Below are 21,526 nucleotides of genomic sequence, written 5' to 3'. Positions count from 1 at the left end.
CATGGGCCTCTGCCCTACGCTCCGTGCCTTTCATTCATGAACGCGGTTCATGACGGCATGTGACGCCGCTGGCCTGATCCGAAACGACGGTCCCCGATAGAGTGGCGGCACGAAGACCGCGCCCCCTTGGGGCGATCACCGGAGGATTCGACCATGCAGATCACCCGGGTTGGCGCGCAGCCATCCGTCACCGGACCGGCCGACTGGTTCACCGGCACGGTCCGCATCGACCCCATCGTTCAGACCGAAGCCCCGGCCCGCACAGCGGCGGCGAGCGTCACCTTCGAACCCGGTGCCCGCACGGCGTGGCACACCCATCCCCTGGGGCAGACCCTGATCGTCACCGCCGGCTTCGGCCGGGTCCAGCGCGAGGGCGGCCCCATCGAGGAGATCCGCCCCGGCGACGTCGTCTGGTTCCCGCCCGGCGAGAAGCACTGGCACGGCGCGTCGCCGACCATGTTCATGACCCACATCGCCATCCAGGAGCAGTTGGACGGCAAGGCCGTCGACTGGATGGAAATGGTCACCGACGAACAGTACGGGGCGTGAGGCAACAGGACCGGCCCCAAAACCTCATTGCGTATGCGGGCTTGTTCCAAAGTCCAATTCGGCGGCCCGACCCAGCCTCTTAAAATGCGCGGCATCGACCGCCGCCGCGACCGGCGCCGCGGAGTTTTGGCTGGGGAGCCATCTCACATGACCGTTTCCAGATTCGTCATCGCCGCCGCCCTTCTGCTTGCCGCCGGCACGGCCAACGCCGAAGGCGGGCCGCAGCCCAAGACGGCCGAAGAAGCCGCCGGCAAGCAGATCTTCCATCAGTGCGCGGCCTGCCACTCGCTGGATTCCAGCAAGAACGCCTTCGGGCCGAGCCTGTACAACGTCGTCGGGCGCAAGGCCGGCTCGATCCCGCGTTTCGACTATTCCAACGCGCTGAAGACGTCCAACATCACTTGGACCGAAGACAACCTGCGCCACTGGATCGCCGGCAACGACAATTTCGTGCCCGGCACCCGCATGCGCCACGTCGCCATCACCGACCCGGCGGAGCAGGACTATCTGATCGCCTTCCTGAAATCGCTGAAGCAGTAAGCATCGAAAAGCCGGTTACGGTGCGGCGACCGGAACCGGCTTCCCATCCTCGGTCGGCAGGCCGGCCTCGGCCCAGCCGTCCGCCCCGTCGCGGTACCAGAGGACGCGGCGGTAGCCCATCTCCAGAGCGCGCTTGCCCGCGTTCCATGACATCCAGCAATCCGCCAAACAGTAGAACAGCAGGCCGCGCCCGCGGTCGCCACCGGTCAGCCGCTCCAGGTTGGACCGGAGGTAGCCGTCCAGCTCCGGCGTCAGCGCGCCGAGCCCGACGTTGGGAAGCCAGACGCTGCCGGGGATTTGCGGAAAGGGCTTCGGCACCAGCCAGGGACCGCCGGGCAGCGTGCTGCGGTCCAGCTTCATCACGTTGATGGGAAGAGCCGCCCCCAACTCCACCAGAGCGCGGGCCCGCACCGTGTCCACCGTCTCGGCCCCGGGCAACGACGCCGGGGTCGGCGACCGGTATTCGGTCATCCGGTAGCCGTCCGGCATCGGGACCGCGTCCGCCGCGGCGTCTTCCGCCGGCCCGGCCAGCAACAGCGCCAGCCCGGCGGCGCCCAGCCATCCTGCGCGCACCACGTTCCCTCCCCCATTGTTCTGCGGCATCCACGAAATCCCCCCGTGCCCGACAGGGTCAAGTTGCCCGATAGTCGAATACCGGGGACTGGCGGACGAGGCCTAAGCTCACCGTTCGCCACCATGGGTTCGCCACCGTGGGATTCCCGCGTTCCGCTGCGCCACCGCACCGCAGAGGCCTGCCTTGCAAACGACCGCAAGACGCATCATCATCAGGCTAGGGAGACAGGAGATTTGCCCCTCCTGCCTCCCGGCCCGATCCTTAGCGGTTCAGGAGATCAAGGATGCCCTTGATCACCCGAAGCAGCAGGATCAGGAGAGTGAGGATTTTCTCCATCCTCGACGCCTCCTTGTGATGGGACACGGGCGGTGGCCAATCCGCCGCCCGGTCCACCGCACAACCATGACGCGGCCCAACCTTCATACAAATGCAATTTTTGACGCAGGGGCGGTGCCATGCACCTGATGTCCCTTGCCCGGCTGTTCCTGCTCCTGACGCTGGTCTCCGTCGCCACCTTGGCGCATGCGGCGGACCGGCCCACGGTGACCATCGGGGTGCTGAAATTCGGCACGGTCAGCTGGGAGCTGGACGTCATCCGCCACCACCGGCTGGACGAGGCCGCCGGCTTCGAGCTGAAGCTGATGGAGCTGGCGAGCGGTCAAGCGGCGCAGATCGCCCTGCAGGGCGGGGCGGTGGACATGATCGCCAGCGACTGGCTGTGGGTGGCGCGCCAGCGCGCGGCGGGGGCCGACCTGACCTTCATCCCCCATTCCGCGGCGGTCGGCGCGCTGATGGTGCCGGCGGCCTCGCCCATCGCCTCCGTCGCCGACCTGAAGGGCCGGCGAATCGGCGTCGCCGGAACCCCCATCGACAAGAGCTGGCTGCTGCTGAAGGCGCTGGCCCGCGACCGCTACGCGCTCGACCTCGACGCCGCGGCGACGCCGGTCTTCGCCGCCCCGCCCCTGCTGAACCAGAAAGCCGCGACGGGGGAGCTGGACGCCGTGCTGAATTTCTGGCCCTACGCCGCCCGTCTCCAGGCGGCGGGGATGCGGACGGTCATCGGGGTGGACGGGATGATGCGGGACCTCGGCCTGTCGGCCCAGGTACCGGCGGTCGGCTTCGTCTTCCATGAAGGCTGGGCCAAGGCCAACCCGGCGGCGCTCGACGCCTTCGTCACCGCCTCGCGCAAGGCCAAGGCGATCATGGCGCAATCCGACGCGGAATGGGACCGGCTGCGCCCGCTGATGAAGGCGGAGGACGAGGCCACCTGGGCGGCGCTGCGCGACCAGTTCCGCGCCGGCATCCCAAACCGCTGGACGGAGGAGGAGCGGGAGGCCGCGGCCAAACTCTACGGGCTGATGGCCAAGCTCGGCGGACGGGAGCTGGTGGGCAACGCCATGGCCCTGCCGGACGGCACCTTCTGGCCGGGGGTCCAATTCTGATGCCGTGGCGGCGGCTGGCCCCGGTCCTGTCGCTGGCTCTGCTGGTCGGGCTGTGGGCCGTCGCTGCCGATCTGGCGGCCAGCCGCAGCCTGCCCGGCCCCGCCGCTGTGCTGTCCGTACTGGTCCGCGAGGCGGCGGACGGCGCGCTGTTCCATCACCTGGGGATCACGCTGGCGCGCATGGCCGCGGCCTTCGTCATCGCCATGTCCATCGGGTCGGCGCTGGGCATCCTGCTCGGCCGCTCGGCCACCGCCGACCGGCTGTTCGGGCTGTGGCTGACCGTGTTCCTGAACATCCCGGCGCTGGTCGTGATCGTGCTCGCCTATGTCTGGTTCGGCCTGACCGAGGCGGCGGCGGTCGGCGCGGTCGCCGTCAACAAGATCCCCAACGTCGTGGTCGTCCTGCGCGAAGGGACGCGCGCCATCGACGAGCAGTATGTCGAGATGGCGCGGACCTTCCGCATGGCGCGGTCCGACGTGCTGCGCCATGTGCTGCTGCCCCAGCTCACCCCCTACTTCGCCGCGGCGGCGCGGTCCGGCCTTGCGCTGATCTGGAAGATCGTGCTGGTGGTCGAGCTTCTGGGCCGCAGCGACGGGGTGGGATTCCAGATCCACCTTTACTTCCAGATGTTCGATGTGGCCGGCATTCTTGCGTACACCGTCGCCTTCGTGGCCGTCGTCCAACTTCTCGAGCTCTGCGTCCTGCAACCCGTCGAGCACCGGCTCACCCGGTGGCGGCCGGTGCGCGCTGAGGCTTGAGATCCGCTCCAAGCGCTTCGCCGGGCGGGAGGTCATCCGTGGCCTGTCGCTGACGGCCGCGCCAAGCGAATTCCTGGCGCTGGTCGGCCCGTCCGGCTGCGGCAAGACCACCGCGCTGACCATCGCCGCCGGGCTGGACCGGGATTTCGATGGAACGCTGGATTTCGGCGGGCCGGAGCCGGTGCTCGGCTGCGTCTTCCAGACGCCCCGCCTGCTGCCCTGGCGCACGGTGCGGCAGAACGTGGCGCTGGTGCTGCCCAAGGCGCGGCGGAGCGACGGCACGGCGGAGCGCTGGCTGTCCGCCATGGGGTTGGAGGCGGTGGCCGACGAATACCCGGCCCGCCTGTCCGGCGGCATGGCGCGGCGGGTGGCCCTGGCCCGCGCCTTCGCGGTGGAGCCGGGCCTGCTGCTGATGGACGAGCCCTTCGTCTCGCTGGACGAACCGACGGCGCAGCGGATGCGCGCCCTTCTCGCGACGATGCTGGAGCGGTCCCCGGCCACGGTGCTGTTCGTCACCCACAATCTGCGCGAGGCGATCCAGCTGGCCGACCGCATCCTGGTGATGGCCCCCGGCCCGACGCGGGTGGCGGCGGAGGTGCCGCTTGAAACGCCGCGCGCCTTGCGCGACGACGCGCTGGTCGAGCGCGTGCGGACGGACCTGCTGGCCCGGCCCGATCCGGCCTTCCGGCTGCTCGCCTGAGTCTTTCACCGAAACTGTGAAGCGGCTCACACCCGCCGCCGTCCGCCGGGCGCAGTCTGTCCCGCTGCGACGAAACCGGCGGAGACGACGATGCGCACCCTGTTCCTGCCCCTGTTCCTGCTGGGCGCCGGCCTGGCGCTCCTGTCCGGCGCGGCGCGCGCCGGGGAGATCGTGATCCTCGACTCGCACGGTCCCAGCCCCAACCACGCCGACCGGTCGCGCGATCTGGCGATCATTGGCGATTCCGCCACCGGGTCCTCCATCGTCATCATCGAGCGGACGACGCGCGACGAGCAGCTCGGTCGACGCGACCCCGGCCTGGAGGCCCGGCGCGCCGTGCGCAAGGCGGAGGCGAAGCGGCGCAGCAAGGACAAGGACTGGTCGGATTGGGCGGAGTTCGACGGCCATGCCCTGGACGGCTTCGGCTGGCTCGACGGCCCGGTGCCGCTCGGCTTCGGGCGGGGCGATCCGGGACAGGAGGCGGCGCGCGCCGCCGTGGACGCGCGGCGGATGCGGAACCGCTGAGCCGAAAAAGGCCCGCCGGCTCAAATGCCGAAGCGGGCCTTTTCCAGTTGCAGGCGGTTGGCGAAGACCACGGCCTGGGTGCGGCTGTAGACCTTCAGCTTTTGCAGGATCGCCGAGACGTGGGCCTTCACGGTAGTTTCCGTGATGCTCAGCTCATAGGCGATTTCCTTGTTCAGCTTGCCGGTGCCCAGCATCTCCAGCACGCGGAGCTGCTGCGCCGTCAGGGTGGACAGGCGGCGGGCGATCTCCGCCGTTTCCTCGTCCTCCGCCGCGGCCCCCTCCTCGACCGAGGCGGGCAGATAGACCTCCCCGGCCAGGATCTGGCGCAGCGCGCCGGCGATGGCGTCCCGCGGCGTTGATTTCGGGATGAAGCCGGCGGCGCCGCAGCGCACCGCCTCCAGCATCACCTTGCGGTCCTCGTGCGCCGAGACGACGGCGACGGGGATGGCCGGGAAGCGGCGGCGCAGGGCGATCAGCCCGGTCAGCCCGTTCATGCCCGGCATGTTGAGGTCGAGCAGGACGAGGTCCGGCTCCCCCTTGCCGCCGTGCATGGAGTCGAGGATGGAGATGGTTTCGTCCAGGCAACCGGCCTCGTGGATCTCCTGCGCCTGGCAGGAATAGAGGACGGCGCTGCGCAGGGCGTCGCGCACCAGCGGATGATCGTCCGCAATCAGAATTCGGCTCATGGCGTGGTTCCCACGCTCATCGTTTCGGGGCGTTTCCGGGTCCGATCATGCCGGACTGTTCAAGAATGCGCAAGGACGGGAACGGGTATTCCCCAAAACAGACGATCGTAGGCAATTCCGTTTTAAATCCATGCCCAAATCCTCTTGCAAGCGGTTCGCAAGAAAAGACGGCCCGAAGTTTTCGGGCCGCCCTTTCCTGGTCCGGTCACGGCATGGGGTTTCCCCGTCAGGCCTTCGGCAGCTTGAAGACCCAGAGGGAGCCGCCCTGGTTGATGTCCTTGACCAGCTTGGCAACGTCGCCGCCCCACAGCGGCACCGCACCGCCCCAGCCGGAGACCACGGCCACATACTGCTCGCCGTCCTGTTCCCAGGTGACCGGGGAGCCGACGACGCCGGAGCCGGTGTTGAACTTCCAGACCTCTTTGCCGGACTTCGCGTCGAAGGCCTTCAGGTAGCCCTCCGGCGTGCCGGTGAAGACGAGGTTGCCGCCGGTGGTCAGCACGCCGCCCCACAGCGGCGCCGGGTTCTTGTATTCCCAGACGATCTTGCCGGTCTTCGGGTCGATGGCGCGCAGCGCGCCGATGTAGTCGTCGTACAGCGGCTTGATGGTGAAGCCGGCGCCCAGATAGGCGGCACCCTTCTTATAGGTGATCGGCTCGTTCCAGATGTCCATGCCCCACTCGTTGGCCGGAACGTAGAACAGCTCGGTCGCTGGGCTGTAGGCCATCGGCATCCAGTTCTTGGCACCGAGGAAGGCCGGAGCGGCGAAGACCGACGTGCCCTTCTCCGCACCGACCGGGGTGCCCGGACGGTTGTCGTCGTTGTAGACCGGCCGCCCGGTCTTCACGTCGATCTCCTTGGCCCAGGTGATCTTGGTGACGAAGGGCGAGGCGCTGAGCAGCTTCCCGTTGGTGCGGTCGAGCACGTAGAAGAAGCCGTTGCGGTCGGCCTTGGCGCCGGCCTTGATGGTCTGCCCGTCCTTCTTCAGGTCGAAGGACACCAGCTCGTTCACGCCGTCGAAGTCCCAGCCGTCGTGCGGCGTGGTCTGATAGTGCCACTTGATGTCGCCGTTGGCCGGGTCGATGGCCAGCGTCGAGGAGGTGTAGAGATTGTCGCCCGGACGCAGGTGCGAGTTCCAGGGCGCCGGGTTGCCGGTGCCGAAGAACAGCGTCTTGGTTTCCGGGTCGTAGGTGCCGCCCAGCCAGGTGGCGCCGCCGCCGGTCTTGTAGAGATCGCCCGACCAGCTGGCGTTCATCACGCCGGTCATGGTCGATTCCTTGCCATTGAGGGTGCCCATGTTGCCCTCGATGGTCGGACGCTGCCAGACCAGCTCGCCCGTCTCGGCGTCGCGCGCCTCGACCATGCCGATGATGCCGAACTCGCCGCCGGAATTGCCGGTGATGACCTTGCCGTCGACGATCAGCGGGGCGGCGGTCGCCGAGTAGCCGGCCTTGTAGTCCTCGATCTTCTTCGACCAGACCACCTTGCCGGTGTCCTTGTTCAGCGCGACCAGACGGGCGTCCAGCGTCGCGAAGTAGATCTTGTCCTTGTAGAGCGCGGCGCCGCGGTTCACCACGTCGCAGCAGGGCATGATGCCTTCCGGCAGGCGGTGGTCGTACTGCCACTTCTTCTGCCCGGTCTTCACGTCCACCGCGTAGAGGCGCGAGTAGGAGCCGGTGACGTAGATCGTGCCGTCATGGATGAGCGGCTGCGACTCCTGCCCGCGCTGCTTCTCGCCACCGAAGGAGAAGGACCACACCGGCACCAGCCCCTTGACGGTGTCCGGGTTCAGCTTGTCGAGCGGGCTGAAGCGCTGCGCCTGAGGACCCATGCCGTAGGTCAGGACGTCGCCCGTCGACTTGGCGTCGTTCAGCAGGTCGTCGTTGCCCGGCCCATCAGCGGCCAATGCGGGGCCGCTCAGACCAAGGCCGGCGGCCATGGCGCTTGCAAGCAGGCAGGTGCGGAAGAGACGCTTCATGGTGCGGATACCTCCCAGGGGAATGGACAGCCGGAGGCGCGGGCAGAGATCATTCGCAGACGAATTGGCGGAATCCGTCTGCCTCGTCCGCCCGCCTCGGCTTCTTTTCGGAACAATCAGGGGTTCGACGCAGGGGCGACGCGGCATCGCGAGGCCCCTATCCTTCTGACAATAAAGCAGTTTACCGGCGCCCCAATTGGGGTCCATTGGCAAATAGTCGAATGGGCGGAGCGTTCTGCTGGACAGCGGGAACCGTTTCATTGCGAACGGCTTCAATTCACCCGCGGCAGCACGGCCTTCTCGATCCGCGGCCAGAGATGCGAGACGGAGCGCCGGTACTCCTCGCGCAGCACACCCATCCCGGCGAAGCGCTCGGGGATCGGCGCGTCGAGCAGTTCGGCCATGTCGGCCCCGGCCTCCGCCCGCTCGCGCAGGGTTCGGTCCAGCCACGTCAGCCAGTCGCGGGTCTGGGCAATGGCGGCCTTGTCGGAGCGGATGCGCCCGTGGTTGGGCACCAGAACCGTCACCTCCAGCGCGTCCAAGGCGTCGAGCGCCGCCAGCCACTTTCCGATGTCGGCGTGGGGCGTCGTCGGCGTCCGGTCGCAGAAGACGACTCCGCCGGCGAACAGCACGCCCGTCGTCTCGTCCAGGATGGCGAGGTCGGCGGCGGTGTGGCCCTCCAGCGGGATCAGCCGCAGCCGGTGTGCGCCGAAGACGACGGTGGAGCCGTAGACCGCCTCGGTCGGGACCAGCGGCTCGGTGCCGCGCATCCAGTCGCCGACGAGGCGGTACATGTTCTCCGTCATCCCCTGCCCTTCGGCCTTGATGCCCTCGATGGTGCCGGGCAGCGCGGCGATGGGCACGTCGGCGAAGGCGCGGTTGCCCAGCCAGTAGTCGGGGTGCAGGTTGCTGACGAAGACCTTGCGGATCGGCTTGTCGGTGACCGTGGCGATCGCCGCGCGCATCTCCTCGCCGAAGCGGCGCGACGGGCCGGTCTGGATCACGATCACCCCGTCGTCGGTCACGATGAAGCCGGGGTTGAGGATGTTGCCGCCGTTGGTGCGGGTGAAATGCTCCCGCGTTCCCTCGAAGACCCAGGTGTCCGGCGCGATGGCGACGGGCTTCAGAGTGTAGGTCAGCGGGCCGGCGGCCCAGCCCGGCGCGACGGAGACGACCAGCAGGAGAAAGGTGATGAGCGCTCTCATGGCAGCGCTCCCTGGACCCAGGGAAGCGGGATGGCCGCCTTCACCTCGCCGCCCTGGTTGTCGCGCCCGTCGAGCGTCAGGCTGCGCGCGCCCGCTGCTGGCTGCACCTCCAGCGTGAAGACGGGGTTTTCGGACAGCGGCTCTGCCGTCTGGAGCCGGGCCAGCGCCCGCCCGTCGGCGTCGCGCAGGGTCAGCGCCTCGATGAAATAGGCGGGGATGCCGGCGACCAGCCCGGTGTCCATGGGGTGGCGGACGAGGAAGCGCACGCGCGTCGCCTTGTCCTCCCCGGTCGGCGCCCAGGCGCGGCCCTGCACCTCCCCCACATGGTCGGCCCAGTCGGCGGCGGCGTAGGTCGCGGGCGGCGCGGTGCAGCCGCCGCCCGCCGCGTCGAGCAGCTTGCCGCCGATGTGCCAGACGCCGTCCGGCGTGCGGGCGGCGGCGCGCAACGGTGTGGCCTGCTGCACCTTGAAACGCGTGGCGATCACCGGCTTCGCCGCCAGCGGCTGGAAGCGCAGGATGACCGGGAAGGGGTTGAGGTCGGCGAACAGCACCATCTCCTCCACCGCGCCGAGCGCCGTGGCGTCGGCCATCACCGGGACGGCGGCGGCGTTCTCGGCGTTGTCGGGGGCGGTGACGGTCACCCGCTCGTCGAATTGCACGGGGGCCGTACCGAACAGCTCCGGCCGCAGCACGTCCCACATGACCGAGGCGAGCGGGTCGGCGGGGTCCGGCGGGCCGGCATAAGCCGGGCTGGAGAGGGCGGCCAGGAGCGCAAGGGCATTCAGAACGGTCTTCACCTTGGGTCCCTCCCGATTCTTGACAGCCTTTTTGCCTCCACAGCCTTTGCCCCCTCCCTAACCCTCCCCCGCCTTTGGCGAGGGAGGGAATTTGGGCGGAAGCGGCGGCAGTCCCCTCTCCCGCGCAAGCGGGGGAGGGCTAGGGAGGGGGCCGCAGCCGCATCACTCCAGCGGAATCGCGTTGTGCGTCACCCCATGTTTCCGGAAGATCTCCGGCAAACTCCCGTCCTCCAGCATCGCGGTCACCGCGTCGCCCACTGCGTAGGCGAGGTCGCGGGAGTTCTCCTTCACCGCCATGCCGATGTCCCAGTTCGACGCCATCATGCCGGGGAAGGTCACCGGGGTGATCGGGAAGCCGGCGGCGCGGTCGCCCAGCGCAGCTTCCACCTGGCTCTGCGTCGCGACAACGGCGGCGACGTCGCCCTTTACCAGGGCCTCGACCGCTTCGGGGATCGTCATGTAATGGACCAGACGCTCGCGCAGCCGCCCGCCGAAGGCCCCCAGCAGGTAGAAGTCGGGGATGCTGTCGATCTCCACCCCCACCGGCTCGTCGGGCAGGGAGGCGAGCATCGGCTGGGTCATGCGCATCGGGTTGCGGGCCAGCGCGAAGCCCTCCCGCTGGTAGGGGCCGAACAGCACGGCCTCCGGGTTGCGCAGCCCGAACTCCTTCTGATAGGGCACATGCATCATCACGTCGGCCACGCCGCCCCCGACGACCGGGCCGCGCCACACCGCGTTGCGCAGGTCGTCCGACACGGCCTCCCCGGCGGTCAGCTCCATGAACTCGACGCCGACGCCCAGCCGCCCGGCGATGGCGCGGGCAATGTCCACGTCCACGCCGACCAGGGCGCCGCCCTTGCGGTAGGAGAAGGGCGGGTTGTCGCGGTAGACCGCGACCATCAGCCGCCCGGCGGCCACCACGTCGTCCAACGGGCGCGCGCCGACGCGCCGGGGGAGGACCCCGGCGGCCAGCGCGGCGGCGGCGAAGGACAGCAGGTGGCGCCGCGTCGGAAGCGCCCTCATTCCAAGCACATTCATTCCTCGTGCACCGTCTCCAGCCACGACCGGATGGCCCACAGCGCCTCCTGGCCCAGCGCCTCGCCGAAGCGCGGCATGTAGGTAACACCGTTGCGGATGGAACCGTTGATCACCCGCTCCTTGAACCACTCGTCGCCGGTGTCGCCCTTGTCCAGAAAGCGCAGGTCCGGGGCGATGCCGCCCGACACCGCGCCCAGCCCATGGCAGCGCGCGCAGTTCTGGTTGAAGGCGGAGGACCCGATCTCGATCGCCCGCGGGTTGCCGCGGTAGGGGTTCGCGTCGCGCCAGTCCTCGCCCAGCTTGTCGAGGCCGGTGGTGTCCACCGCCTGGGGGGTCACGTCGCCGTGGGCGAAGGCCACCGTAGGGACAACCGTGGAGGCGACGGCGGCCGCGCCGGTCAGGAAACCGGCCATCGCGAGCCGGAGAAGCCGTGCGTTCATAAGGGGCGTCCTCATTCAGAGAAGATGCGAAGGGAGCGTTGTCCGTTGCCCCGGAGCATAGCGGGCGGTCCGTGCCGCCAATAATTGGACTTTGGTAGCAACCGTGCGTCGAGCCCGCCGTGATCGGACCGAACCGCAATTTTCCGCCCGCGCAATCGTACCAAAGTTGCATTCCGGGACGCCGCCAGGCGGGGATACCCTGATCTCCCGAAACCAGGCGAGTGCAAACCCGCGATGCGTTTCAGCCTTTGGTTACCCTCCTTGATGCAGATCGCCTTGCTGGCCGGCGGGCTTTGCGCCTCGCCGGCCGCCTTTTCGCAGGAGGCGGCGCCCGCGGACAACTCCACCGTCCGCATCGCCTACCTGACGCAGGAGGTCGAGCATCCCCCCGCCCTGTCCAACCTCGATGAACCGCCCGCCGACGAAGGGTTGGCCGGCGCCCATCTCGCCGTGGCGGACAACAATTCCACCGGCCGCTTCCTCAAGCAGCGCTTCGATCTGGAGGCGGTGACCGTCCCCATCGACGGCGACCCGGCGCAGGCGCTGCGCGACCTCGCCGCCGCCGGACACCGCATCGTCGTGCTGGACCTGCCCGGCGAGACGCCCGGAGCGCTGGCCCGCCTGCCCGAGGCGGCGAACCTGCTGCTGTTCAACGCCGGCTCCCCCGACGACAGCCTGCGCAACGCGCTGTGCGCGCCCAACCTGCTGCACACGGCCCCCGACCGCGCCATGCTGGCCGACGCGCTGGCCCAGTATTTGGCGGTCAAGCGCTGGACGAAGTGGCTGCTGATCGTCGGCACCCGGCCCGAGGACCGGCTCTACGCCGCCGCGGTGAAGCGGGCGGCCAAGCGCTTCGGCGCCGAGGTGGTCGAGGAGAAGACCTGGAGCGAGGATCACGACGCCCGCCGCACCGCCCAGGCCGAAATGCCGGTCTTCACCCAGGGCAAGCGCCACGACGTGGTGATCGTCGCCGACGAGATCGGCGACTTCGGCGACTATGTGCTGTACCGCACCTGGGAGCCGCGCCCGGTCGCCGGCACGCAGGGCCTCGTCCCCACCAACTGGCACCGCGCCCACGAGGCGTGGGGAGCCGCGCAGCTCCAGTCCCGCTTCAAGGCCGCCGTCCAGCGCACCATGCTGCCCCGCGACCACGCCGTCTGGGCCGCAATCCGCGCGGTGGGCGAGGCGGCGACCCGCACCCGCTCCACCGATCCGGCGGCGCTGGCCGCCTACATCCGCGGGCCGGATTTCACGCTGGCCGCCTTCAAGGGCGTGCCGCTGTCCTTCCGCAGCTGGGACGGGCAGCTCCGCCAGCCGGTGCTTCTCGCCGCCGACCGCTCGCTGGTGTCCGTCTCGCCGCAGGACGGCTTCCTGCACCCCCGAACCGAACTCGACACGCTGGGCCACGACCAGCCCGAAACAGGCTGCCGCCGCTGATATTCCCAATCATTTCCGCAAAGAGGACGCCGCCCCGATGACCACCGCCCGCTCCCTTCTCCTCGCCGCCCTGCTGGCCGGCTGCGCCGTTCCTGCTTTGGCGGAGACCGTCTATGTCTCGAACGAGAAGGACAACACCCTGTCCATCATCGACGGCACGACCCTGACGGTGACGGAGACGGTGAAGGTCGGGCGGCGCCCCCGCGGCATCACGCTGAGCGCAGACGGCAAGCATCTCTACATCTGCGCCAGCGACGACGACACGGTGCAGGTGATGGACCTCGCGACCAAGAAGATCCTGCACAACCTGCCCTCGGGCGAGGACCCGGAGCTGTTCGCCCTGCACCCCGACGGCAAGCACCTGTTCATCGCCAACGAGGAGAGCAACGTCGTCACCGTCGTGGACGTGCCCAGCCGCAAGGTCGCCTATCAGGTGGATGTCGGCGTTGAGCCGGAGGGTATGGCGGTCAGCCCCGACGGCAAATGGGCGGTGAACACGTCGGAGACGACGAACATGGTCCATTGGATCGACACCGAGAAGCGCGCCGTCGTCGACAACACGCTGGTCGACGCCCGCCCGCGCTACGCCCAGTTCAGCAAGGACGGCAGCCGCCTGTGGGTGTCGGCGGAGATCGGCGGCACCCTGTCGGTGATCGACACGGCCAGCCGCAAGGTGGCTCAGACCATCCGCTTCAAGATCAAGGGCGTGCCCCAGGACCGCATCCAGCCGGTGGGCATCAAGCTGACCGACGACGGGCGCTACGCCTTCGTGGCGCTCGGCCCGGCCAACCATGTCGCGGTGGTGGACGCCCAGACCTTCGCGGTGAAGGACTATCTGCTGGTCGGCCGCCGCGTCTGGCAGCTCGACCTGTCGCCCGACCAGAAGCGGCTATACGCCACCAACGGCGTGTCGGGCGACGTGTCGGTGATCGACGTGGACAGCCTGAAGGTCGTCAAGTCGATCAAGGTCGGCCGCTACCCCTGGGGCGTCGCGGTGAAGGGCTAAGCGGGTGGAAGGGTAAGGGCATGGCGGAACCGGCGCTGTTGATCGAAGGGCTGAGCTACGCCTACGGGCGCGGAACCTTCGCGCTGAAGGACGTGTCGCTGGCGGTCGGGGCGGGGTCCTTCACCGCCCTGCTCGGCCCCAACGGGGCGGGCAAGACGACGCTGTTCGCCCTGGTCACCCGCCTGTTCGAATCGCCGGGCGGCACCATCCGCATCGGCGGCATCGACCTGCGGCGGGAGCCGGCCCAGGCGCTCGGCCGCATGGGGGTGGTGTTCCAGCAACCCACGCTCGACCTCGACCTGACGGTGCGGCAGAACCTGCTCTATTTCGCGGCCCTGCACGGCATCCCCCGCCGCACCGCCAAGGCGCGGGCGCGGGAGTCGCTGGAGCGGCTCGGCATGGCGGAGCGCATCGGCGAGACGGTGCGGGCGCTGAACGGCGGGCACCGCCGCCGGGTGGAGCTGGCTCGCGCCCTGCTGCACGAGCCGGCCCTGCTGGTGCTGGACGAGCCGACCGTCGGGCTGGACGTCCCGGCGCGGCGCGCCATCGTCGAGCATGTCCACGCGCTGTGCCGGGAGCGCGGCATCGCCGTGCTTTGGGCCACCCACCTGATCGACGAGATCGGCGACGGCGACCGCGTCGTGGTGATCCACCGCGGCCGGGTCCGCGCCGCCGGGCCGGTGACGGAGGTGAACCGCGCGACCGGGGCGGACACGCTGACCGAGAGCTTCACCCGGCTCACCGCGAAGGAGGCGGCGTGACAGCCCCCGTCCACAATGGCCCCGCCCATTACGCGCGCGCCCTCGGCGGAATCGTCGGGCGCGAGGTGCTGCGCTTCGTCCACCAGCGGGAGCGCTTCCTGTCGGCCCTGGTCCGGCCCCTGCTCTGGCTGTTCGTCTTCGCGGCGGGCTTCCGGGCGGCGCTGGGCATCGCCATCACCCCGCCCTACGAGACCTACATTCCCTACGAGGTCTACATCGTCCCCGGCCTCGCCGGGATGGTCCAGCTGTTCAACGGGATGCAAAGCTCGCTGTCGATGGTCTACGACCGCGAGATGGGCAGCATGCGGATGCTGCTGGTCAGCCCCCTGCCCCGCTGGTTCCTGCTGACGGCAAAGCTGCTGGCCGGAACGGCGGTGTCGATCCTCCAGGTCTACGCCTTCCTCACCGTCGCCTGGGTCTACGGGGTGCAGGCGCCGCCGCTCGGCTACCTCACGGTGCTGCCGGCCCTGGTGGTCAGCGGGCTGATGCTGGGGGCGCTGGGGATGCTGCTGTCCTCGGCCATCCGCCAGCTGGAGAATTTCGCGGGCGTGATGAACTTCGTCATCTTCCCGACCTTCTTCCTGTCCACCGCGCTCTATCCGCTATGGAAGATGCAGGAGGCCGGGGAGCTTCTGTATTTTCTGTGCACCGTCAACCCGTTCAGCCAAGCGGTCGAGCTGATCCGCTTCGCGCTGTATCTGGACGTGAACCTGCCGGCGCTGGGCTGGACGGTGCTGGCGCTGGCCCTGTTCCTGGGCGGCGCGGTCTACGGCTACAACCCGGCGCAGGGCTTCCTGGCGCGGAAGACCGGCGGGGAGTAGGAAGAGCCCACCCTCACAGGAGGCTGCCGAACCCGTTGGTGATCGGGTAGCGGCGCTCGCGGCCGAACTGCCGCCGGGTGATCTTCGGGCCGGGAGGCGCCTGACGGCGCTTGTATTCGGCCGAATGCAGCATGCCCCAGACCGCGTTGACCACTTCCGGCGCGTGGCCACGGGCGACGATCTCCGCGACGCCCAGGTCCTCTTCGATCAGGCAGCGCAGGATGTCGTCCAGCGCCTCGTAAGGCGGCAGCGTGTCCTGGTCGGTCTGGCCGGGACTCAGCTCCGCGGTCGGGGCCTTGACCAGCACCCGCTCCGGCACGACGCGGCCCGCCGGGCCGAGCGCCCCCTCCGGCACATGCGCGTTGCGCCAGCGCGCCAGGGCGTAGACCGTCGTCTTGTAGACGTCCTTCAGCACGGCGAAGCCGCCGCACAGATCGCCGTAGAGCGTGGCGTAGCCGACCGACATCTCCGACTTGTTGCCGGTGGACAGCACCATCGGGCCGAACTTGTTGGACAGCGCCATCAACGCGACGCCGCGGGAGCGCGCCTGGATGTTCTCCTCCGCGACGTCCGGATCGCGTCCCGCGAAGGCCGGCCGCAGCATCCGCTCGAACGCCTCCATCGCCGGCAGGATGGAAACGGTGTCGAGCCGGCAGCCCAGCAGCTCCGCCGACTCCGCGGCGTCCTCCTGGCTCTCCGGCGCGGTGTGGGGCGACGGCATCATCACGCCATGCACCCGCTCGGCGCCCAGCGCGTCCACCGCGATGGCCGCCGCCAGCGCCGAATCAATGCCGCCCGACAGGCCGAGGATCACGCCGGGGAAACGGTTCTTGGCCACATAGTCGCGCAAGGCCAGCACCAGCGCCGCGTAAACCGACTCCAACTCGTCGGGCGGGGCGACGCACTCCGTGTCGGCGCAGCTCCACACATCGTCCTCGCCGCGTTCCCAGCGGGTGATCAGCAGATGCTCGGCGAAGGCGGGGGCCTGCGCGGCCAGCCGGCAATCGGCGCCCAGCGCGAAGCTGGAGCCGTCGAAGACCAGCTCATCCTGCCCGCCCACCTGATTCACGTAGAGCAGCGGCAGGCCGGACTCGGTGACCCGCCGGACGGCAAGCTGCACGCGCTGGTCGTGCTTGCCCAGCTCGAACGGGCTGCCGTTGGGAACCACCAGGATCTCCGCCCCGCTCTCCGCCAAAGTCTCGATCACGTCGGCGGACCACATGTCCTCGCAGATCGGTACGCCCAGCCGCACGCCGCGGACGTTGATCGGGCCGGGCAGCGGGCCGGGGTCGAAAAGGCGCTTCTCGTCGAAGACGCCGTAGTTCGGCAGGTCCACCTTGAAGCGGGTCGCCGCGATCCGCCCGCCGTCGAGCAGCAGGGCGGCGTTGTGGCGTTTGTCGCCGTCGCGCCAGGGCGCGCCGACCAGCAGGGCCGGACCGCCGTCCGCCGTCTCGGCGGCGAGTTCACGCACCGCCCGCTCCACCACGTCCAGGAAGAAGGGCTTCAGCACCAGATCCTCCGGCGGGTAGCCGGTCACCGCCAGCTCCGGGCAGACCATCAGGTCGGCGCCGCGCGCGGCGGCCTCCGCCCGCGCGGTGCGGATGCGGTCGATGTTGGCGGTGATGGCGCCGACGGTCGGGTTGATCTGGGCCAGCGCGATGGAAAGGCGGTCGGTCATGGCAGCGTCGTCCGGTGAAGCGGCGGATCGGCGACACCGTAACAGCCGGAGGCCGGGGGCGGAAGCGGCGCACGGCCGCAGCGGAACCGCGCCACCAAACGCTGTGTTGCCGGAAGGACAGGACGCCAACAGAAGGATGACCGGTCATGCAACAGTCCGGGCAGAGTTCCGGTGCCACGACCTCCGTCTGGATGGACCGCGGCGGGGCGGCGATGCCCGTCGGGACGGTCGCCCCCACCGCCGCGGGGCTGGGCGCCCTGCAACCCGATGTGATCGTCGTCGGGGCCGGCATCGCCGGGGTCACCACGGCCTATCTGCTTCAGCGCTCCGGCAAGTCGGTGCTGCTGCTGGACGACGGGCCGCCGGGCGGCGGCGAGACCGGGCGCACCACGGCGCATCTCTCCAACGTCATCGACGACCGCTTCACCGAGATCGAACGGCTGCACAGCGAGTCCGGCGCCCGCATGGCGGCGGACAGCCACGGCGCCGCCATCGACACCATCGAGCGGATCGCCCGCGAGGAAGACATCGACTGCGGCTTCGCCCGGCTCGACGGCTATTTGATGCTGGCGCCGGGGCAGGACCCCGCCGGGCTGGACCGCGAGCGCGACGCCGCCCGCCGCGCCGGGCTGGACGATGTGGAGCGGCTGGACGCCCCGCCCATCCGCCATCCCGGCCCCTGCCTGCGCTTCCCCCGGCAGGCGCGCATCCACGCGCTGGACTATCTGGCCGGGCTGACCCGCGCCTTCCTGGCGCGCGGCGGCGCGCTGGCCACCGGGGCGCATGTCTCCACGATCCGGCAGGACGGCGAGCGCGTGCGCGTCGAGGCCGGACCGGACCACGCGCTGGTCGAGGCCGATGCGGTGGTCGTCGCCACCAACTCCCCGATCAGCGACCGCTTCGCCATCCATTCCAAGCAGGCGCCCTACCGCACCTACGCCATCTCCCTGCGGGTGCCGAAGGGCAGCGTGCCCGACGCCCTCTATTGGGACACGCTCGACGCCTATCATTATGCGCGGCTCCAGCCGGAGGCCGACCACGACCGGCTGATCGTCGGCGGCGAGGACCACAAGACCGGCGAGGCCCGCGACATGGCCGAGCGCTGGGCCGCGCTGGAGGCCTGGACGCGCGCGCATTTCCCCCAGGCCGGGGCGGTCGAGCACCGCTGGTCCGGGCAGGTGATGGAGCCCTTCGACGGGCTGGCCTTCATCGGCCCCGACCCGGCCTATGGCGGGCGGGTCTTCGTCGCGACCGGCGACAGCGGCATGGGCATGACCCACGGCACCATCGCCGGGCTGGTCCTGTGCGAGCTGATCCACGGCAGCGGCAGCCCGTGGGCCGCGCTGTACGATCCCGGCCGCAAGATGACCAACAAGCTCGGCACCTATCTGCGGGAGAACCTGGACGTGGCCCGCCACTTCCTGCCCTACGTCCAGGGGCCGGAGTTGGAGGGCGAGGACCGCATCGAGCCCGGACAGGGCGCGGTCCTGAAATCGGGCGTCTGGCCCGTCGCCGTTTTCCGCGACGAGTCGGGGGTGCTGCACCGCCGCTCCGCCATCTGCCCTCATCTGAAATGCGTGGTGCGCTGGAATCCCGGCGAGCGGAGCTGGGACTGCCCCTGCCACGGCTCCCGCTTCGCGGTGGACGGGACGGTTCTGAACGGTCCGGCCACCCAGCCCCTCGCGCCCGTGGAGGACTCCGCAAGCAAAAACTGATAAAATCCTTCGAAACCGAAGAGTTTCGACCGGGCGTTGCAGGAGCCCTGCGACGAATTAACCTGTGGTAAAGGACTCCGGTACGATCATACCCTAACGGCGAAACGATCACGCGCGGGAGGCGGCGATGTATTACTCGGAAATGTCCGGACCGACAGGGACGACCACCACGGTCCTGCAACAGGCGAACAACGCCAAGAAGGCAACCGAGAGCAAGGCCGCGGACGGCGCCAAGGCCGCCACCACGACCGACGCCGCGACTCCCGCGAAAAGCGCCAGCCCGGCCTACACGATCAGCCAGTCGATGGAGAACCTGCTCGACAACCTGTCGGGCAAGAAGCCCGCGGCGGGTGCCGATGGCGCGAACGCCGGTGCGGCGGGCGATGCGGCCAGCGGCGGCAAGACCGGCGCCCAGGCGATGGCCGACCGGGCCAAGCAGGCCGAGCAGATCATGCAGAAGGCGCTGGAGCAGTCCAAGGGCCTCTCCGGCCTGTTCGAGAAGGCCATCGACAACATGGCCGGCGACCTCGGCAGCCTGCTCGGCGGGCTGGGGATGTCGGACGACGACGTGAAGGGCGCCGTCGGCGATTTCGGCAGCGCCATGAAGGACAAGCTGAAGTCCATGGATTTCAGCCAGATGGGCATGAGCATGCAGGAAGCCCGCTCGCAGTGGTCCATCGAGTCCCGCGGCATGGAACTGACCATCCAGGACGGCGACAAGTCGGTCCGCATCTCCTTCGCCAAGTCCACCCTGGATTTCACCCGCGAGGACCGTGGGCTGGCGGCCACGCTGAACGCCGACGGCTCGGGCAGCGCCATGTTCTCCGCCGCCACGACCAAGGTGTCCGGCAAGGCCACCGGCATGATCGTCCGCGCCAACGGCTTCAGCGACGACGAGATCAAGGGCGTCCTGGAAAAGCTGAACGGCATGGCCGCGAAGGGCGGGATGAACGGCCTCGGCGCCCTGACCCCGACCAAGAGCGCCGATGGCGTGATGCACTTGAACCTCGACCTGTCGCAGCCCATCGCCGGCTTGACCGACGGCAGCAGCAGCGCCAAGAGCGGCGCTACGGCGGACACGGCCCAGAAGGTCGACATCACGGCGTGAGGAAGAGCGGGCCGTTTTCCCGGAAGGAGTGCCCGCAAAAGGGGTGCGATCTGTGATAACGGGGGCCGGCGCTTGCCGTCGAGCCGGCTCCCTGTATAGAAGCGGCTTTCGCTGTTTCGGAGATTCGCTTCCCCATGACCGACCGCCCCACGACCGACCGCAACGCCATTCTGGCCGCGAACCGGGCTTTCTACCAAGCCTTCACCGGGCGTGACTTTCCCGCCATGGACCGGCTGTGGGCCTCCCGCCTGCCCGTGTCCTGCATCCATCCCGGCTGGACCATCCTGTTCGGCCGGGAGGCGGTGGTGTCGAGCTGGCAGGACGTGCTGCGTTCCCCCCGCGGCCCGGCGGTGCAGGCGCGCAACGAACGCGTCAGCCTGTACGGCGACACCGCGGTCGTCCTCTGCGAGGAGATCGTGGGAGACGCGGTGCTGGTGGCGACCAACCTGTTCGCGCGCGAGGACGGCGAGTGGCGGCTGGCCCACCACCAGGCCGGACCGGTCGCCGAACCCGCCTCACAGATCCTGACGCCGCCCGACCGTCTGCCGCCCGGCGGCATGCTGCACTGAGCGCGGCCCCTCTTTCCCCTCACGCGTTCAGCGGCGCTCCGCCGCCCTCTCCAGCTGCCAGATCAGATCGCCCACCACCCGGTCGGCGGTGATCCGCTCGGGGTCGCTGTTGGTCAGGGCCACCGCGGCCCAGCGGTGGGCGCGTGAGAAGGCGATGTAGGCGTTGAAGCCGCCGGTGGAACCGGAATGCCAGAGGATCGGCGTGCCGTCCGCCGCCCAGGCGACGAACCAGCCGAGCGCCATTGCCCCCTGCCCCAGCGCCCCCGGATCGCGCAACGCCCGCCCGTCCACCTGCACCGACTGGGCGAGCGCCAGGGTGGCGGCGGTCTCGTCGTCGCAGGCGGCCTTTCCCAGGCCGGTGCAGTCGCCCATGTTGGCGCGCAGCCAGCGCAGCAGGTCGTCGGCGGTGGAGTAGAGGCCGAAGGAGGGCTGCATGGCCGGCGCCTCCCAATCGGGGACCACCTGCCCGCGGGCGTGGCCCACCGCCTTGCGGGCACGCTGCCCGGCCGTGGGTGCCAGCGTGGTGTCGGTCATGCCGAAGCGGTCGGTGACCACCCGCTTCAACAGCGTCTCGTAGGGAATGCCCGACGCGGTGGACAGCGCCTCCCCCAGCACCGCCATGCCGACGTTGGAGTAGCGGAAGCGCGTGCCCGGCGGCACCGTCAGGCTGAAGCCGGACAGCCACGATCCCACCTCCTCCCGCGTCAGCGGCTTGTAGGGGTTGCGCGGGTCCTCCAGCCGGCTCCACGAGAAGCGCGGAGTCTCCGGCACGTTGGGCAGCCCCGCCGTGTGGGTGGCAAGGTCGAGCAGGCGGATTGGCGTGCCGTCGAAGTCCGGGGCGTGGACCGGTTTGGGCAGATGGCGGGCCAACGGGTCGGTCGGGGCGACGCGCCCGGCGCGGATCAGCTCCGCCAGAATGGTGCCGGTGAAGGGCTTGGTCAGGGAGGCGATCTGGAACAGGGTCCGCCCGTCCGGCGGGCCGCCGTCGGGCCGCCCGCTGTCGCCGCGCCCGACGACGAGGCTGCGCCCGTCGCGGATCACCCCGACGACGATGCTGCCCGCCCCCGCCTCCTCAAGACGGCGATCGGCCAACGCCGTCACCGCCTCCCGAAGACGGTCCGGGGGCACCGCGTCCGCCGGGGCCGGCGCCGTCGCCCAGACGGTGAGCGCAAGAAACGACACGACACCGAGCACCGGCC

The 21,526-nt window shown here is 69.7% G+C and carries 22 protein-coding genes; 13 read left to right on the top strand and 9 right to left on the bottom strand.

Translation table 11 applies throughout. The features are described 5' to 3' along the window. Positions 1 to 153: 153 nt before the first annotated feature. Positions 154 to 549 (top strand): (R)-mandelonitrile lyase, encoded by a 396-nt coding sequence (locus ACWPN7_RS21265; protein ID WP_459195955.1) that lies wholly within the window; start codon positions 154 to 156, stop codon positions 547 to 549. Positions 550 to 696: 147 nt separating this feature from the next. Next, positions 697 to 1,089 carry a c-type cytochrome gene (locus tag ACWPN7_RS21260; RefSeq protein ID WP_200775315.1) on the top strand — a complete coding sequence of 131 codons (393 nt, stop codon included), beginning with the start codon at positions 697 to 699 and terminating at the stop codon, positions 1,087 to 1,089. A gap of 15 nt (positions 1,090 to 1,104) precedes the next feature. Here the strand turns inward: ACWPN7_RS21260 and ACWPN7_RS21255 are convergent, their stop codons facing one another. Further along, entirely contained in the window at positions 1,105 to 1,692 is a 588-nt protein-coding gene (locus tag ACWPN7_RS21255) for a PQQ-dependent catabolism-associated CXXCW motif protein (protein ID WP_492273435.1), read from the bottom strand. Positions 1,693 to 2,118: 426 nt separating this feature from the next. Here ACWPN7_RS21255 and ACWPN7_RS21250 point away from each other — a divergent pair, with 426 nt between their 5' ends. The 4 genes from ACWPN7_RS21250 to ACWPN7_RS21235 all read left to right on the top strand — a co-directional run bounded on the left by ACWPN7_RS21250 (position 2,119) and on the right by ACWPN7_RS21235 (position 5,088). Beyond that, positions 2,119 to 3,105 carry an ABC transporter substrate-binding protein gene (locus tag ACWPN7_RS21250; RefSeq protein WP_459195957.1) on the top strand — a complete coding sequence of 329 codons (987 nt, stop codon included), beginning with the start codon at positions 2,119 to 2,121 and terminating at the stop codon, positions 3,103 to 3,105. After that, on the top strand, positions 3,105 to 3,863 hold the full coding sequence (locus ACWPN7_RS21245) for an ABC transporter permease (protein ID WP_459195958.1): 759 nt from the start codon (positions 3,105 to 3,107) through the stop codon (positions 3,861 to 3,863). Before ACWPN7_RS21250 ends, ACWPN7_RS21245 begins: the two co-directional genes overlap by 1 nt. Continuing rightward, on the top strand, positions 3,754 to 4,563 hold the full coding sequence (locus ACWPN7_RS21240; RefSeq protein ID WP_459195959.1) for an ABC transporter ATP-binding protein: 810 nt from the start codon (positions 3,754 to 3,756) through the stop codon (positions 4,561 to 4,563). Before ACWPN7_RS21245 ends, ACWPN7_RS21240 begins: the two co-directional genes overlap by 110 nt. Positions 4,564 to 4,653: 90 nt before the next feature. Then, complete coding sequence (locus tag ACWPN7_RS21235; protein ID WP_459195960.1) at positions 4,654 to 5,088, top strand: hypothetical protein; 435 nt, start codon at positions 4,654 to 4,656, stop codon at positions 5,086 to 5,088. Between the two features lie 20 nt (positions 5,089 to 5,108). Here the strand turns inward: ACWPN7_RS21235 and ACWPN7_RS21230 are convergent, their stop codons facing one another. The 6 genes from ACWPN7_RS21230 to pedF all read right to left on the bottom strand — a co-directional run bounded on the left by ACWPN7_RS21230 (position 5,109) and on the right by pedF (position 11,232). Further along, on the bottom strand, positions 5,109 to 5,774 hold the full coding sequence (locus ACWPN7_RS21230) for a response regulator (RefSeq protein WP_014241328.1): 666 nt from the start codon (positions 5,772 to 5,774) through the stop codon (positions 5,109 to 5,111). Positions 5,775 to 6,000: 226 nt separating this feature from the next. After that, positions 6,001 to 7,752 (bottom strand): methanol/ethanol family PQQ-dependent dehydrogenase, encoded by a 1,752-nt coding sequence (locus ACWPN7_RS21225; protein ID WP_103039235.1) that lies wholly within the window; start codon positions 7,750 to 7,752, stop codon positions 6,001 to 6,003. A 272-nt stretch (positions 7,753 to 8,024) separates the two neighbouring features. Further along, positions 8,025 to 8,957 (bottom strand): quinoprotein relay system zinc metallohydrolase 1, encoded by a 933-nt coding sequence (locus ACWPN7_RS21220; RefSeq protein ID WP_459195961.1) that lies wholly within the window; start codon positions 8,955 to 8,957, stop codon positions 8,025 to 8,027. Continuing rightward, on the bottom strand, positions 8,954 to 9,754 hold the full coding sequence (locus tag ACWPN7_RS21215; RefSeq protein WP_200775321.1) for a quinoprotein dehydrogenase-associated SoxYZ-like carrier: 801 nt from the start codon (positions 9,752 to 9,754) through the stop codon (positions 8,954 to 8,956). The genes ACWPN7_RS21220 and ACWPN7_RS21215 overlap by 4 nt, the downstream gene beginning before the upstream one ends. A gap of 162 nt (positions 9,755 to 9,916) precedes the next feature. Beyond that, positions 9,917 to 10,777, bottom strand: coding sequence for a substrate-binding periplasmic protein (locus ACWPN7_RS21210; RefSeq protein WP_459195962.1), 861 nt, complete (start codon positions 10,775 to 10,777; stop codon positions 9,917 to 9,919). An 11-nt stretch (positions 10,778 to 10,788) separates the two neighbouring features. Next, positions 10,789 to 11,232, bottom strand: coding sequence for a cytochrome c-550 PedF (gene pedF, locus ACWPN7_RS21205; protein WP_103039239.1), 444 nt, complete (start codon positions 11,230 to 11,232; stop codon positions 10,789 to 10,791). Positions 11,233 to 11,496: 264 nt separating this feature from the next. On the opposite strand from pedF, the gene ACWPN7_RS21200 reads away from it, so the two are divergent. From ACWPN7_RS21200 to ACWPN7_RS21185, 4 genes are read left to right on the top strand one after another with little or no spacing between them, the layout of a single operon-like run. Continuing rightward, positions 11,497 to 12,669, top strand: coding sequence for an ABC transporter substrate-binding protein (locus tag ACWPN7_RS21200; protein ID WP_459195963.1), 1,173 nt, complete (start codon positions 11,497 to 11,499; stop codon positions 12,667 to 12,669). A gap of 37 nt (positions 12,670 to 12,706) precedes the next feature. After that, positions 12,707 to 13,675 (top strand): YVTN family beta-propeller repeat protein, encoded by a 969-nt coding sequence (locus tag ACWPN7_RS21195; protein WP_459195964.1) that lies wholly within the window; start codon positions 12,707 to 12,709, stop codon positions 13,673 to 13,675. A gap of 20 nt (positions 13,676 to 13,695) precedes the next feature. Then, positions 13,696 to 14,436: an ABC transporter ATP-binding protein gene (locus tag ACWPN7_RS21190; RefSeq protein WP_459195965.1), complete on the top strand. Its 741-nt coding sequence runs from the start codon at positions 13,696 to 13,698 to the stop codon at positions 14,434 to 14,436. After that, the gene (locus ACWPN7_RS21185) at positions 14,433 to 15,257 is read left to right on the top strand and encodes an ABC transporter permease (RefSeq protein ID WP_459195966.1); all 825 of its coding nucleotides are present in this window, start codon (positions 14,433 to 14,435) and stop codon (positions 15,255 to 15,257) included. Before ACWPN7_RS21190 ends, ACWPN7_RS21185 begins: the two co-directional genes overlap by 4 nt. A gap of 13 nt (positions 15,258 to 15,270) precedes the next feature. Here the strand turns inward: ACWPN7_RS21185 and ACWPN7_RS21180 are convergent, their stop codons facing one another. After that, the gene (locus ACWPN7_RS21180; protein ID WP_459195967.1) at positions 15,271 to 16,935 is read right to left on the bottom strand and encodes an NAD+ synthase; all 1,665 of its coding nucleotides are present in this window, start codon (positions 16,933 to 16,935) and stop codon (positions 15,271 to 15,273) included. A 146-nt stretch (positions 16,936 to 17,081) separates the two neighbouring features. Between ACWPN7_RS21180 and ACWPN7_RS21175 the strand changes: the two genes are divergently transcribed. From ACWPN7_RS21175 to ACWPN7_RS21165, 3 genes are all read left to right on the top strand, one after another. Further along, entirely contained in the window at positions 17,082 to 18,650 is a 1,569-nt protein-coding gene (locus tag ACWPN7_RS21175) for an FAD-dependent oxidoreductase (protein WP_459195968.1), read from the top strand. A 127-nt stretch (positions 18,651 to 18,777) separates the two neighbouring features. Beyond that, entirely contained in the window at positions 18,778 to 19,758 is a 981-nt protein-coding gene (locus ACWPN7_RS21170; RefSeq protein WP_459195969.1) for a hypothetical protein, read from the top strand. Positions 19,759 to 19,892: 134 nt separating this feature from the next. Then, complete coding sequence (locus tag ACWPN7_RS21165) at positions 19,893 to 20,327, top strand: nuclear transport factor 2 family protein (protein ID WP_137103439.1); 435 nt, start codon at positions 19,893 to 19,895, stop codon at positions 20,325 to 20,327. Between the two features lie 27 nt (positions 20,328 to 20,354). Here ACWPN7_RS21165 and ACWPN7_RS21160 read toward each other — a convergent pair whose 3' ends face one another. Next, on the bottom strand, positions 20,355 to 21,509 hold the full coding sequence (locus ACWPN7_RS21160; RefSeq protein WP_247881610.1) for a serine hydrolase domain-containing protein: 1,155 nt from the start codon (positions 21,507 to 21,509) through the stop codon (positions 20,355 to 20,357). Positions 21,510 to 21,526 lie beyond the last annotated feature (17 nt).

The organism is Azospirillum sp. UENF 312511 (genome assembly GCF_058780635.1).
The sequence above is the reverse complement of the archived record's forward strand: the minus strand, read 5'-3'. Positions and strand labels throughout refer to the sequence as shown.